At 69.0% G+C, this 12646-nt stretch carries 14 protein-coding genes, 1 tRNA gene and 1 other RNA gene; 6 read left to right on the forward strand and 10 right to left on the reverse strand.

Annotated features, from left to right (window positions below; translation table 11 throughout):
• Positions 1-45: 45 nt before the first annotated feature.
• The 4 genes from fabD to ABQJ54_RS12245 form a co-directional block, all read right to left on the reverse strand.
• Positions 46-990 carry an ACP S-malonyltransferase gene (gene fabD / locus ABQJ54_RS12230; RefSeq protein ID WP_367854590.1) on the reverse strand — a complete coding sequence of 315 codons (945 nt, stop codon included), beginning with the start codon at positions 988-990 and terminating at the stop codon, positions 46-48.
• A 127-nt stretch (positions 991-1117) separates the two neighbouring features.
• A complete protein-coding gene (locus ABQJ54_RS12235) occupies positions 1118-2092 on the reverse strand; it encodes a beta-ketoacyl-ACP synthase III (protein WP_367854591.1) in 975 nt (324 codons plus the stop codon).
• Positions 2093-2252: 160 nt separating this feature from the next.
• Positions 2253-2447, reverse strand: a complete 195-nt coding sequence (gene rpmF / locus ABQJ54_RS12240; protein WP_367854592.1) for a 50S ribosomal protein L32 — start codon at positions 2445-2447, stop codon at positions 2253-2255.
• Positions 2448-2512: 65 nt separating this feature from the next.
• The gene (locus tag ABQJ54_RS12245; RefSeq protein WP_437343358.1) at positions 2513-3031 is read right to left on the reverse strand and encodes a YceD family protein; all 519 of its coding nucleotides are present in this window, start codon (positions 3029-3031) and stop codon (positions 2513-2515) included.
• Positions 3032-3182: 151 nt separating this feature from the next.
• Between ABQJ54_RS12245 and ABQJ54_RS12250 the strand changes: the two genes are divergently transcribed.
• The 6 genes from ABQJ54_RS12250 to ABQJ54_RS12275 all read left to right on the forward strand — a co-directional run bounded on the left by ABQJ54_RS12250 (position 3183) and on the right by ABQJ54_RS12275 (position 8884).
• Positions 3183-3632, forward strand: a complete 450-nt coding sequence (locus ABQJ54_RS12250) for a hypothetical protein (protein WP_367854593.1) — start codon at positions 3183-3185, stop codon at positions 3630-3632.
• Complete coding sequence (locus tag ABQJ54_RS12255) at positions 3629-4219, forward strand: Maf family protein (RefSeq protein WP_367854594.1); 591 nt, start codon at positions 3629-3631, stop codon at positions 4217-4219. The genes ABQJ54_RS12250 and ABQJ54_RS12255 overlap by 4 nt, the downstream gene beginning before the upstream one ends.
• 173 nt (positions 4220-4392) lie before the next feature.
• Positions 4393-5340 carry an AAA family ATPase gene (locus ABQJ54_RS12260; protein ID WP_367854595.1) on the forward strand — a complete coding sequence of 316 codons (948 nt, stop codon included), beginning with the start codon at positions 4393-4395 and terminating at the stop codon, positions 5338-5340.
• The gene (locus ABQJ54_RS12265; RefSeq protein ID WP_367854596.1) at positions 5340-6287 is read left to right on the forward strand and encodes a DUF58 domain-containing protein; all 948 of its coding nucleotides are present in this window, start codon (positions 5340-5342) and stop codon (positions 6285-6287) included. The genes ABQJ54_RS12260 and ABQJ54_RS12265 overlap by 1 nt, the downstream gene beginning before the upstream one ends.
• Positions 6284-8239, forward strand: coding sequence for a transglutaminase TgpA family protein (locus ABQJ54_RS12270; RefSeq protein ID WP_367854597.1), 1956 nt, complete (start codon positions 6284-6286; stop codon positions 8237-8239). The genes ABQJ54_RS12265 and ABQJ54_RS12270 overlap by 4 nt, the downstream gene beginning before the upstream one ends.
• Positions 8240-8287: 48 nt before the next feature.
• Positions 8288-8884 carry a Slp family lipoprotein gene (locus ABQJ54_RS12275; protein WP_367854598.1) on the forward strand — a complete coding sequence of 199 codons (597 nt, stop codon included), beginning with the start codon at positions 8288-8290 and terminating at the stop codon, positions 8882-8884.
• 59 nt (positions 8885-8943) lie between these two features.
• On the opposite strand, the gene ABQJ54_RS12280 is transcribed toward ABQJ54_RS12275, so the two are convergent.
• The 6 genes from ABQJ54_RS12280 to ABQJ54_RS12305 all read right to left on the reverse strand — a co-directional run bounded on the left by ABQJ54_RS12280 (position 8944) and on the right by ABQJ54_RS12305 (position 12586).
• Positions 8944-9288, reverse strand: a complete 345-nt coding sequence (locus tag ABQJ54_RS12280; protein ID WP_367854599.1) for a histidine triad nucleotide-binding protein — start codon at positions 9286-9288, stop codon at positions 8944-8946.
• A 142-nt stretch (positions 9289-9430) separates the two neighbouring features.
• Positions 9431-10027, reverse strand: coding sequence for a recombination mediator RecR (gene recR / locus ABQJ54_RS12285; RefSeq protein ID WP_367854600.1), 597 nt, complete (start codon positions 10025-10027; stop codon positions 9431-9433).
• A gap of 97 nt (positions 10028-10124) precedes the next feature.
• Positions 10125-10448, reverse strand: coding sequence for a YbaB/EbfC family nucleoid-associated protein (locus tag ABQJ54_RS12290; RefSeq protein WP_367854601.1), 324 nt, complete (start codon positions 10446-10448; stop codon positions 10125-10127).
• A gap of 15 nt (positions 10449-10463) precedes the next feature.
• Positions 10464-12119, reverse strand: a complete 1656-nt coding sequence (gene dnaX, locus ABQJ54_RS12295; protein WP_367854602.1) for a DNA polymerase III subunit gamma/tau — start codon at positions 12117-12119, stop codon at positions 10464-10466.
• Between the two features lie 209 nt (positions 12120-12328).
• An RNA gene (ffs, locus tag ABQJ54_RS12300) (signal recognition particle sRNA small type) lies at positions 12329-12425 on the reverse strand.
• Positions 12426-12493: 68 nt separating this feature from the next.
• Positions 12494-12586 (reverse strand) — tRNA-Ser (locus tag ABQJ54_RS12305).
• Between the last annotated feature and the right edge of the window lie 60 nt (positions 12587-12646).

Raw genomic sequence — 12646 nt, forward strand, 5'->3', positions numbered from 1 at the left:
AACGAAAAGGCGCGTCAAGCGCGCCCTCTCGCAAAGCGTTCCCGCTCAGCCGCGCCAGTCGGCCAGCGCGGCGTCGAGTTCGACCGGCGCGCCGATCGCGCGCGCCTCCAGCCCCTTGTCGATGCGCTTGACCAGGCCGGCCAGCACCTTGCCCGGACCGCACTCGGCGATGCGCGTGACGCCACCGGCCGCCAGCGCCTGCACGCATCCGGTCCAGCGCACCGGCAGGTAGAGCTGGCGCTGCAGCGCACCGCGGATCTCGTCCAGCGAGGCGTAGCTCTTCGCCTCGGCATTCTGGATCACCGGGATGGCCGGCAACCGCCACTTGAGCGAGGCCATGCGCTCGTCCAGCCTGTCCGCCGCCTCGCGCATCAGCATGCAATGCGAGGGCACCGACACGGCCAGCTTGATCGCCTTCTTCACGCCCAGCTCGGCCAGCTTCGCCAGCGCGCGGTCCACCGCCTCGGTGTTGCCCGCGATCACCAGCTGGCCCGGCGAGTTGTAGTTGGCCGGCGCCACCACCTGGCCTTGCGCCACCTCTTCGCACACCTGCGCGATCTGCGCGTCGTCGCCGCCCAGGATCGCCGCCATCGCACCCACGCCCGCAGGCACCGCCGCCTGCATCAGGCGACCGCGCTCGGCCACCAGCGCTGCCGCATCGTGCAGCGACAAGGCACCGGCGCAGACCAGCGCGCTGTATTCACCGAGGCTGTGGCCGGCCAGTTGTGCGGGCTGCGCGCCGCCGAGCTTGCCCCACACCCGCCACACCGCCACGCTGGCGGCGAGCAGGGCCGGCTGGGTGTGCTCGGTACGGTTGAGCTGTTCCTCCGGCCCCTGCTGGCTGAGCGCCCACAGGTCGACGCCTGCACCCTGCGAAGCCTCGTCGAAGCTCGCCTTCACTTCTGCATGCGCGGCGGCCAGCTCGGCCAGCATGCCGACCGATTGCGAACCCTGGCCGGGGAAGACGAAAGCAAGCATTGCAGCGTTCATGGACAGGGTATCCCTCGAATGAAACCGTCATGGTGCCAGCATCGGCCGGCATGCGCAGCGGTATCGACCGCAGAAAAGCCGATGCCACCCCGCGGGCGGCATCGGCTGCAATGACGGAGTGCCGGAATCAGTAGCGCAACAGCGCCGACGCCCAGGTGAAGCCGCCGCCGAAGGCTTCCAGCAGCAGGTTCTGGCCGCGCTGCACCTTGCCCGAACGCACCGCGTAATCCAGCGCCAGCGGCACCGAGCCGGACGAGGTGTTGGCGTGCTGGTCGACGGTGACGATCACGCGGTCCATCGGCATCTGCAGCCGCTTCGCGGTGGCTTCGATGATGCGCAGGTTGGCCTGGTGCGGGATCAGCCAGTCGATGTCCGACTCGTGCATGCCGGCGGCCTGCAGGGTCTCGTCGACCAGCGAATCCAGCGTCTTCACCGCGACCTTGAACACCTCGCGGCCGGCCATCTTGATGCGCACACCGTGGTTGGGCTCGTCGCGGAAACCGGCGGAAACGCCGACCGGGTTCCACAGCAGTTCCTTGTAGCCGCCATCGGCGTGCATGCAGGTGGCGTGGATGCCGGGCTCGCCGGAGGCCTCCAGCACCACCGCGCCGGCGCCGTCGCCGAACAGCACGCAGGTCTCGCGCTCGTTCCAGTCGATCATGCGGGTCAGCGTCTCGGCGCCGATCACCAGCACCTTCTTCGACTGGCCGCTCTTGATGAACTTGTCGGCGATGCCGAGTGCATACATGAAGCCCGAGCAGGCGGCGTTGACGTCGAATGCCGCGCAGCCGTTCGCACCCAGGCGGTGCTGCACGAGGCAGGCGGTGGACGGGAAGATGATGTCGGGCGTGGTGGTGCCCACCACGATCAGGTCCAGCTCGGACGCCTTGACGCCCGCCGCCTCCAGCGCGCGCTGCGCGGCGAGGAAGGCCAGGTCGCCGGTGGTCTGCCCCTCGGCGGCGATGTGACGCTGGCGGATGCCGGTGCGGCTGCGGATCCATTCGTCGCTGGTGTCGACGATCTTCTCCAGATCGGCGTTGCTGACGACGCGCTCGGGCAAGGCGCTGCCGGTGGCGATGATGCGGGAGTAGATCGAAGCCATTCCGTTTTCCGTCAAACGTAAACCGTGCATTGAACGCCGTGGACGGCGCATGCGCAACCGTCCGGGGACAATGGCGGAGCCCATAACGCGAAACGGCGCGTCGCCGCGCCGTTCCGGTCGGTTCGCTCAGGCGGGCTCCCTTGGGAATCCGCCGCGACGATCAATCCTCGACCGCCACCGCGCCCTTGGTCTCGATGACCTTCTTGCCGCGGTAGTAGCCGTCGGCGGTGACGTGGTGACGCAGATGCACCTCGCCGCTGGTCGGATCGGTGGACAGCTGCACGGTCTTCAGCTTGTCGTGCGCGCGACGCATGCCGCGGGTGGACGGGGTACGGCGGCTCTTGGCAACGGCCATGGTAGTTCTCCAACTGAACCTGATGTTCGATATCTGATGATCGGAACCGCAAAGCCCCGACCGGCTTACTTCTTCAGTTCGCGCAACACCGCGAACGGGTTGTTCTCTTGTTCCGTAACATCGCCCGGCCTGGCCGCACCGCGATCGATGACGGCATCCGGCAGGCTGCTGTCCGGGTTCACCGGCACCAGCGGCAGGACCAGCAGCAGCTCGTCCTCGATCACGTCCGCCGGATGCAGGCGACCGTCCTCGGCCACCAGCAGCGGCTCGCAACCCGGCGGCAAACCCGCCTCGTCGCGCTCCCGCCGGATCAGACCGAGCCGGTTGTCCACCGTCACCGGCAACACGAACGGCTCGAGCGTGCGCTGGCAGATCATCGTCAGCGGCGCCTGCGCATGGACATCCACGTAGTCCGTACCCAGCTCGTCGCGGCCGAAATCCAGCCGAAAGCTCACTTCGCCCTCGCTGCCGGCCAGCGCGCCGCACAGGCGCTCCAGCGCGGCCACGGGCATCGATCCCTCGAACGAACGCCGCGCCGAGACCATGCGCCAAGCGTCCACGGACTCTGGCAGTGTCACGGACATAATCGGCGAATGGTAAATTCCTGAACGACCGAAGTCAACAGACGGATCAAGCGCTTGCGTCATCCGCATGCCGCCGTCCAGGCCGTGCATTTTGCCTGATGCGCCCCGCTTGCGGCAGACTGCACGCCCACTCCATCCGGGGCCTTGCCGTTTGAACCTTTCCCTGACGCTCGGCGTGCTCGCGCTGCTGGTGCTGGTCATCGCGGCGGCCTGGGCCTTGACCTCGCGCCGCTGGCAGAACCGGCGCGCCGCCGACCTGCAGCAGCTGCTCGACCTGGCCGACCGGCTGGAAACCGACCTGAAGAGCTGCCGCGCCGGCCTGGCACAGGCGCATGCGGTGATGGCGATCAACCCCGACCTGCCTGGCGCCAGCGAGCAAGGTGCCCGTCAGGCGGTTGACGCCGGACTGCAGGCTCTGTTGCGCCAACGCATCTGGATCCGCGACCGCGCCACCCGGGCCAGCCAGCATGAGCTGGACGAAACCGCTGCCGCAATGCGCGCCAGCCGCAATCGCCTGCAACCGCTGCTGCAGGCGTTGAGCGCCGCCCAGCGCGACCTGGACAGCGCGATGCGCGAACACATCCACCGCGACGCCGAATGAACGCGGCCCCGCCCCGCATCGTACTGGCCTCCACTTCGCGCTACCGCGCCGAATTGCTGCGCCGGTTGCTGCCAGATTTCGAGCAGCGCGCGCCCGGCACCGACGAGACCGCCCTGCCTGGCGAGGCACCGGACGCACACGCGGCGCGGCTCGCCGTCGCCAAGGCCGTGGCAGCCGCCGATGGCCTTGGCGATGCGCTGGTGATCGGCTCCGACCAGGTAGCCGAGCTGGACGGCACGCAGCTGGACAAGCCCGGCAGCGCCGCGAACGCCCGTGCCCAGCTCGCCGCCAGCTCCGGTCACACGGCGCATTTCCATACCGCGCTGTGCCTGCTCGACACCCGCGATGGTCGCCGGCAGGTCCATGTCGATCACACCCGCGTGCACTTCCGCACGCTGGACGCCATGGAAATCGAGCGGTATGTCGAACGCGAGCAGCCACTGGACTGCGCCGGCAGCTTCAAGTGCGAAGGCCTGGGCATCAGCCTGTTCGAGCGCATCGACAGCGAGGACCCCAGCGCCCTGATCGGCCTGCCGCTGATCGCGCTGGCCAGGCTGCTGCGGACGGCTGGCGTGGTCGTGCCGTAGCAGTGACAGCCCGCGCAAGCTGCCGCTAACCTGCACCCGCAACACGAGGGGCGACCTGTGCGCTGGAACCCTGCTGCGTGCGCCGGATCGGTTCATCCTTGACGGCGGACGCACCCGCCGGACACGACCACCCCGAACCGCCACCTGCCGACGAACTGCCGCGAGCCCGATCAATGAGCCAGCCCCTGCCCGCCCCCCCGTCCGCCGACGAACTGCGCCAGCGTCTCGCCGCCGCCGAGGCGCAGCTCAATCGCGTGGTGCTGGGCAAGGCGCGGCAGGTGAAGCTTGCGCTGGCCTGCCTGATCGCCGGCGGCCACCTGCTGCTGGAAGATGTGCCCGGCGTGGGCAAGACCACGCTGGCGCACGCGCTGGCCGCCAGCTTCGCACTGGAATTCCAGCGCGTGCAGTTCACCAGCGACCTGCTGCCCTCGGACATCCTCGGCGTCAGCATCTACGAGCGCGAGACCGGCCAGTTCCGCTTCCATCCCGGCCCGATCTTCGGCGGCCTGCTGCTGGCCGACGAGATCAACCGCGCCACGCCGAAGACGCAGAGCGCGCTGCTGGAGGCGATGGCCGAGGGCCAGGTCACCGTGGACGGCCAGACCCATGCGCTGCCGCAACCGTTCTTCGTGGTGGCCACGCAGAATCCGCTGGATCTGGCCGGCACCTTCCCGCTGCCCGATTCCCAGCTCGACCGCTTCATGCTGCGGCTGTCGCTGGACTATCCCGACCCGGCCGCCGAGCGCGAGCTGCTCACCGGTCTCGACCGTCACGACCTGCTGGCCACGCTCAAGCCACAGCTTGACGGTGCCGCCCTGCTCGCGCTGCGCCGGCGGGCACAGGCGATCACCGCCAGCCCCGCCCTGCTCGATTACCTGCAGGCGCTGCTCGCCGCCAGCCGCCGTCACGCCGAGATCCGCACGGGGCTGTCGCCGCGCGCCGGCCTGTCGCTGCTTGCCGTGGCCCGTGCCTGGGCGCTGCTGGATGGCCGCGCCTACGTGCTGCCGGAAGACCTGCAGGCGCTGTTCGTGCCGCTGGCCGCGCACCGGCTGGTGGCCGCGCGCGGCGTCGGCGGCGAGGCATTGGCCCGCCAGCTGCTCGCCGAGGTGGCGGTGGACTGATGTACGACCGGCTGCAAGAGCTGCAGCGATGGGCCGAACGCCGCCTACCCGCGCTCACCCGCCTGCGCCGCCCCGAACCGTTGCCGATCGAACTGGGCCGGCGCCGCATCTACATCGTGCCCACCGCATTCGGCCTCGGCTTCAGCGTACTGCTGCTGGTCATGCTGATCGGTGCGCTGAACTACGCCAACAACGCGGCCCTGCTGCTGACCTGCATGCTGGGCTCGGCCGCCGCGGCAAGCATGCTGCTCGCGTTCCGCACCCTGGACGGCCTGTGCCTGCGCGGCATCCGCGCCGGCCACGCCGTCGCCGGCGAAGCGCTGGAACTGGTGCTGGACTTCACGGCGCAACGCCCGCGCGAAGCGGTGCGCCTGGACTGTGCCGGCGAGTCGCTCGCCTTCGCGCTGCAAGGCGCCACGGAACTGCGGCTGCGGCTGGCGACCACACGGCGCGGCTGGCAGCCCCTGCCGCGAATCAAGCTGTGGAGCACCTGGCCGCTGGGCATGTTTCGCGCCTGGAGCTGGTTGCATCCGCAGCACTCCGTGCTGGTGTGGCCGCGCCCGGAAACCACCGGTCCGCCACCGCTGCTGCCGGGCGATGCACGCGAACGGCTGCGTCCGCAAGCGGGCGAGGAATTGGCCGCGCTGCGCGACTATCGTCGCGGCGACGCTCCCAGGCACATCGCATGGAAGGCCAGCGCCCGCCACCATGACCTGCTGGTGAAGGATTTCGACCGTCCCGAGCCACGCGAAACCTGGCGCCTGGATTGGCACGCCCTGCGCACGCTGGATCGCGAGGCACGCATCGCCCGACTGGCACGCTGGCTGGGCGAAGCAGAGGCACAAGGCCGACGCTACAGCCTGCAGTTGCCGAACGAGCGCATCGACATCGGCAGTGGCCCGGTCCACTACGCGCGCTGCATGAGTGCGTTGGCGGTGCTGCCGTGACGAACCTTGCAGCCACTCCGCTCGATGCACGCAGCTTCGACCTGGTCACGTTCGGGCTGGCCGTCGTGCTGGCACTGCATGCGCCGCACCTGCCGTGGTGGTTGACCGCCACGCTGGCGCCGATCCTGTGCCTGCGCTGGTGGCAACGCCGTCGCCGTCGCGCACGCACGCCGGCCTGGCTGAAACTGCCGTTGCTGGCCGTGCTGCTGCTGGCCATCGTGGGCTGGTACGGCAATCTGTTCGGCCAGGCCCCCGGTGCCGCGCTGGCGATTGGCCTCCTGGTGATGAAGCTGCTGGAAACCGAGTCCGTGCGCGATGCCCGCGTGGGCATGAGCTTCGCCTGCTTCACCCTGATGGCTGCGCTGCTGTTCGACCAGAGTCTCACCACCACCGCCGCGGTGGCACTGGGCCTGCTGCCGCCGCTGGCGGCGCTGCGCTCGCTGGAACCGGGGCGGCCACCACCCGCCGGATGGTGGCGCGAGCTGCTGCCCGGTCTTGGCCTGCTGGCCGCCGCGTTGCCGCTGGCGCTGCTGGCCTTCCTGCTGCTGCCGCGGCTGAACTCGCCGCTGTGGGGTGCTCCGAATGCCGGCGAACAGCGCAGCGGCCTCAGCGATCGCATGACGCCGGCCGGCTTTACCCGGTTGCTGGTCGACGACAGCCCCGCGCTGCGGGTGAGCTTCGACGGGCCGCCGCCGCCACCCGACCGGCGCTATTTCCGCGCCTTCGTGATGAGCCAATACGACGGTGCCAGCTGGACCTACCGCGACGTCGCCGACCAGCCGCCGGTACCGATCGAAGCCGGGCAAACCATCCGCTACCACGTCAGCCTGGAGCCGACCCGGCAACGCGTGCTGCCCACGCTGGACGTGCCGCTGGCCGCGCCGCCTGATGCAAGCCTGCGCCGCGATCGCGTGGTGATCGCCGACAAGCCGGTGGACAGCCTGCGCGACTACACGCTGGATTCCGCCACCCGCTACCGGCTGGAACCGCAGCTCGGCCAGCACCATGCCCGCTGGCTGCAGCTGCCTGCCGGCTTCAACCCGCGCACGCTGGCACTGGGCCGCTCATGGCGGGCGCGTTACGGCAGCGACGATGCCGCCATCGTCCAGGCCGCGCTTGCGCTGTTCCACGACGGCGGCTTCCGCTACACGCTGGCGCCCGCGCCGCTGGGCCGCGACGCGATGGACGACTTCCTGTTCGATACCCGCGAAGGTTTCTGCGAGCACTATTCGTCGGCCTTCACCGTACTGATGCGCGCCGCCGGCATCCCTGCCCGCGTGGTCACCGGCTACCAGGGCGGCTACTGGAACGCGATGGGGCATTACCTCCTGGTGCGCAACTCCGATGCGCATGCCTGGAGCGAAGTATGGCTGGCCGGGCGCGGCTGGGTGCGGATCGACCCCACCGCCGCGGTGCGCCCCCAACGGATCAGCCAGGGAGCCGCCGCCGCGGTACCCGGCCAGTTGCCGTGGTACCAGAGCAGCTGGCTGGAGTCGCTGCGCAACCACTGGGACATCGTCAACCGCTGGTGGAACCTGAGCGTTAATGGCTTCGATGCGCTGCGCCAGCGTGGCTTGCTGCAACCGTTCGGCATTCGCGAGGCGGACACTTCCACGCTTGCGCTGCTGCTGGCCATCGGATGCGTGTTGTGCATGGCCGCCGGACTGGCTTGGGTGTGGCGGCGGCGCGAACCGGAAGATGCCGCGCGTGCCGTCCTGCGCCGGCTGGAACGCAAGCTGGCGCGGCTCGGCGTGGCACGGCTGGCTGGCGAGGGACCGCGGGACTACCTGCAACGCGCCGCCCGCGCGCTGCCGGCGCAACACGACAGGCTGATCGAACTGATGCACCGCTACCTTGAGCTGCGCTATGCCCACCCCGAGCCAACGATTGAATCCCTGCGCGCGTTGCAACGCGCAGTACGGGATTTTCCTGTCGTCCGCATGGTCAAATAAGCGTTGATAGGGTTGCGCACACAATCATCCATAGATGGAGAAACCGCCATGTCCCTCTACCGTCCCCTCGCGCTAGTCGCGGCCATCGCCCTGCTGGGTGGCTGCGCGACCGTTCCGCAGCCGCTGCAAGGCAACTACACCGTCATCTCCAGCGCTGCCGCCCAGCAGGGCGGCGCCGGTGGCACCCGCGTGCGCTGGGGTGGCGAGATCATCAAGACCGAGCCGGGCCAGCAGCAGACCTGCTTCTACATCCTGGCGCGCCCGCTGGACAGCCAGGCCCGGCCGGAACTGGGCCGCTCGGGCGGCGACCAGGGCCGCTTCGTGGCCTGCCACAGCGGCTTCTACGACCCCGAGGTATTCAGCCGTGGCCGCGAGCTGACCGTGACCGGCACCATCCACGGCACGGTGACGCAGAAGGTGGGCGACTACGACTACCCCTACCCGCGCGTGGAGGCCGACGTGGTCTATCTGTGGCCGAAACGCCCGGTGTACGTGGGCACGGCCTACCCGCCTGGCTTCTATGACCCGTACTGGGGCGGCCCCTGGGGCTGGGGGCCGTGGGGCTGGGGTGGCTACGGCGGCGGCTACTGGGGTGGCCCGCGCGTGATCGTGGTGCGCCCCGCACCGCCTCCGGCCGGCAAGTGACCGCCTGATCGAAAACGCCGGCCCAGGGCCGGCGTTTTCTTTGGAGCCTTGAACGGACCTCAGCCTGGCGGCCAGTGCATGTGCCGCCCGGCCAGCAGGTGCAGGTGCAGGTGGAACACGGTCTGGCCGCCGTACTCGTTGCAGTTGACCACGGTGCGATAGCCCTGGTCGGCAAAGCCTTCGCGCCTGGCGTAGTCGGCGGCCGCCAGCAGCAGGCGGCCCAGCAGCGCCGCGTCCTCCGCGGTGGCGTCGTTCAAGGTCGCGATCGGTTTCTTCGGGATGAACAGCACGTGCACCGGCGCCTGCGGGTTCACATCGCGGAAAGCCAGCAGTTCCTCGTCCTCGTAGACGATGTCGGCCGGGATCTCGCGCCGGATGATCTTGTCGAAGATGGTGTCGGCCATGTCGTTGTCCTGATTTGAAGAGTGCGGCCAGGAACGGCCGCCCGTTTGACTTTCGCGATCATGGATGATCGCAAAGCCATTGAAGAGTGCGGCCAGGGATGGTCGCCCGTTTGATTCCCGCGATCATGGATGATCGCAAGGCTCAGAGCAGCTGGCGGCCGCCGAACGCATGCGCCAGCGTGCCGCGGTCCACGAATTCAAGTTCGCCGCCCAGCGGCACGCCGTGCGCCAGCCGTGTCGGCCTGATGCCGCCGGCACGCGCCAGCTGTGCCAGGTAGTGTGCGGTGGCCTCGCCTTCCACGGTGGGGTTGGTGGCGATGATGAGCTCCTCCACCTCGCCCTCGCCCAGCCGCTGCACAAGCAGGGGCAGACCCAGCTCCTCCGGTCCCAGGCCATCCAGCGGCGACAACCGGCCATGCAGCACGAAGTACTGGCCGCGATAGCCGGTGGCCTGCTCGATCGCGGCCAGATCCACCGGCGACTCCACCACGCACAGCAGCTGGCGGTCGCGACTGGCGCCGCCGCAGATGGCGCACAAGGCTTCCTCGCTGAAATTGCGGCAGCGCTGGCATTGTCCGATGCGCTGCATCGCTTCGCGCAACGCATCGGCCAGTTTCAGGCCTCGATCACGATCGCGCTCGAGCAGGTGGAACGCCATCCGCTGTGCGCTCTTGCCACCCACACCGGGCAGGCAGCGCAACGCCTCAATGAGGTTGGCGAGAAGTGGAGAGGTAGTCATAGGCGACGAGATTCGAGAGACGGGATTTGGGACCTGGGAGGACAGCGGGATACGCGCCTTTGCGAACCCCGCATCCCCGATCCCGAATCCCGGCCATTCAGAACGGCATCTTGAATCCTGGCGGCAGGCTCATGCCGGCGGTGACATTGCCCATCTTCGCGCGGCTGGCCTCGGCGACCTTGTTCACCGCGTCGTTGATTGCGGCGGCGACCAGATCCTCGGCCATCTCCGGGTCGTCAGCGAAGGTCTGCCGGTCGATCGACACCTTGCGCACCTCGTGCGCGCCGCTCATGGTCACGCTCACCAGGCCGCCGCCGGCGCTGCCGGTGACTTCCAGCTTGGCGATCTCTTCCTGCGCGCGCTTCATGTCTTCCTGCATGCGCTGGGCCTGCTGCATCAGCTGGCCGATCTGACCTCTCATCGCACTGCTCCGTCTTCAACTGCCAAAGGGTTTCACCGACTGCGGCACCACGCGGGCGCCGAAGTCGCGTTTCATGGATTGCACGAAGGGATCGTCCTCGATCGACTGCTCCGCTGCCGCCTGCGCCTCGTTGCGCGCCTGCGTGGCGCGCGCGGCCGGCGTGGCGGCGACGGCTGCCTTGTCGATGTCGACGAAGCGCAGGCGGATGCGTTCGCCCAGCGCCTGGCTGATGCGTTCCTCCATCTGGCTGACCATCGGTTCCACCGCCATGCCCATGTGCGCCGGCTGCAGCGCCAGCACCAGGGTGTTGCCGTCGCGTTCGCGCAGCACCGCGTTCTGCGCCAACACACTGAACGGGCCACGCAGGCCAGCCTGTTCGATCAGGCTTTCCCAGTGCGGCAGGCCGCCGGCTGCGCCCAGCGGCACAGCCGGGGCGGGTTCGCGCACGGCCGGTGCCGTGGCAGGGGCCGGCGGTGCAGCACGATACGCCGGAGCCGGCGGTGCGACCGGTGCGGCACTGCGCGCGGGCGACGCAGCGGGTCGCGGGGCTGGCACCGCGCGCTCCGCCACTGGACGCGAGGCCTCGTCGCCGGGACGGAACGCCAGCATGCGCAGTAGCGCCATCTCGAAACCGGTGCGCGCGTCGGGCGCCAGCGCGAGGTCGCGGCGACCGCCGATGGCGATCTGGTAGTAGAGCTGCACGTCCTCCGGCGCGATGCGCGCGGCCAGCGCGTGCAACGCCTCGCCATCGGATTCGTCGCCCGCCTGGTAACCGGGGATCAACTGGATCAGCTGCAGCCGGTGCAGCACGCCGGCGAGATCGTCCAGCACGCCGCCGAAATCCGGCGAGTACGAGGCGATCTGCGCGCACTCGGCGAGCAGGCGCGTGCCGTCGCCGTCGGCCAGCGCATCCAGCACGCCCAGCACCTGGCCGCGCGCCACGCTGCCCAGCATCGTGCGCACGTCGTCGGCATGCAGCGATCCGCCACCGTAGGCGATGGCCTGGTCGAGCAGCGACAGGCCGTCGCGCAGCGAGCCGTCGGCGCCGCGCGCCAGTTCATCGATCGCGGCGTCCTCGTAGGCGATGTTCTCGGCGCCGAGGATGTGCCGCATCTGGCCGGCGATCTGTTCCGGCAGCAGGCGCTTGAGGTTGAACTTCAGGCAACGCGACAGCACCGTCACCGGCAGCTTCTGCGGGTCGGTGGTGGCGAGCAGGAACTTCACGTGCGGTGGCGGCTCTTCGAGCGTCTTCAGCAGCGCGTTGAACGCCGGCTTGGAAAGCATGTGCACCTCGTCCACCAGGTACACCTTGAAGCGTCCGCGTGAAGGCGCGTACTGCGCGTTCTCGATCACCTCGCGTACGTCGTCCACGCCGGTGTTGCTGGCCGCGTCGATTTCCAGCAGGTCCACGAAGCGGCCCTCGTCCACCGCGGTGCACACCGCACACTCGCCGCAGGGATCGGCCGACTCGCCGCGCTCGCAGTTCAGCGACTTGGCGAAGATGCGCGCGATGGTGGTCTTGCCCACGCCGCGCGTGCCGGTGAACAGGTAGGCGTGGTGCATGCGCCCGGTGTCCAGCGCATTGGTGAGCGCGCGCACCACGTGCTCCTGCCCCACCAGTTCGGCGAACTTGCGCGGGCGCCATTTGCGGGCGAGGACTTGATAGGACATGCCTGACTACCTTGGGGCGAAGCCTGATTGTGCCAAGGCGAGGACTACAAGTCAGTAAAGGTGTGGGTGCATCGCAAGATTGGCCCCTCATCCCAAGCTTCTCCCCGATGGGGAGAAGGGGCGAACGTGCCGGGCGGGTCCGCTTTTGCCAGCCATCGGCAGCCTGGTGGTTTCAGGCTGCGGGAAAGGCTGGTTCCAAATGGCGGCGGCCCCGCCAGCCACACCCCGGCACCCGAATCATCCACTACCGTTGCTTCCTTCCGGACCTGGCGGGGTTTGCGGACTATCGTCGCGGGGGGACCGACGGGGCCACCATGGACGTTGGGCTTTCGAGCCCTGCGCGATGGCCGAGGCCGTCGCGCATTCTTTCTAACTGGCGGAGAGGGCGGGATTCGAACCCGCGATACGGGGATAAGCCGTATACACACTTTCCAGGCGTGCTCCTTCAACCACTCGGACACCTCTCCGGGATGAAACTCTTTGCAACTTGAAGCACCGGGCGGGATGGTTTGGCCCGTCCTGGGCCT

It is taken from the genome of Rhodanobacter lycopersici, assembly GCF_040812335.1.
GTDB classification, from domain to species: domain Bacteria; phylum Pseudomonadota; class Gammaproteobacteria; order Xanthomonadales; family Rhodanobacteraceae; genus Rhodanobacter_A; species Rhodanobacter_A lycopersici.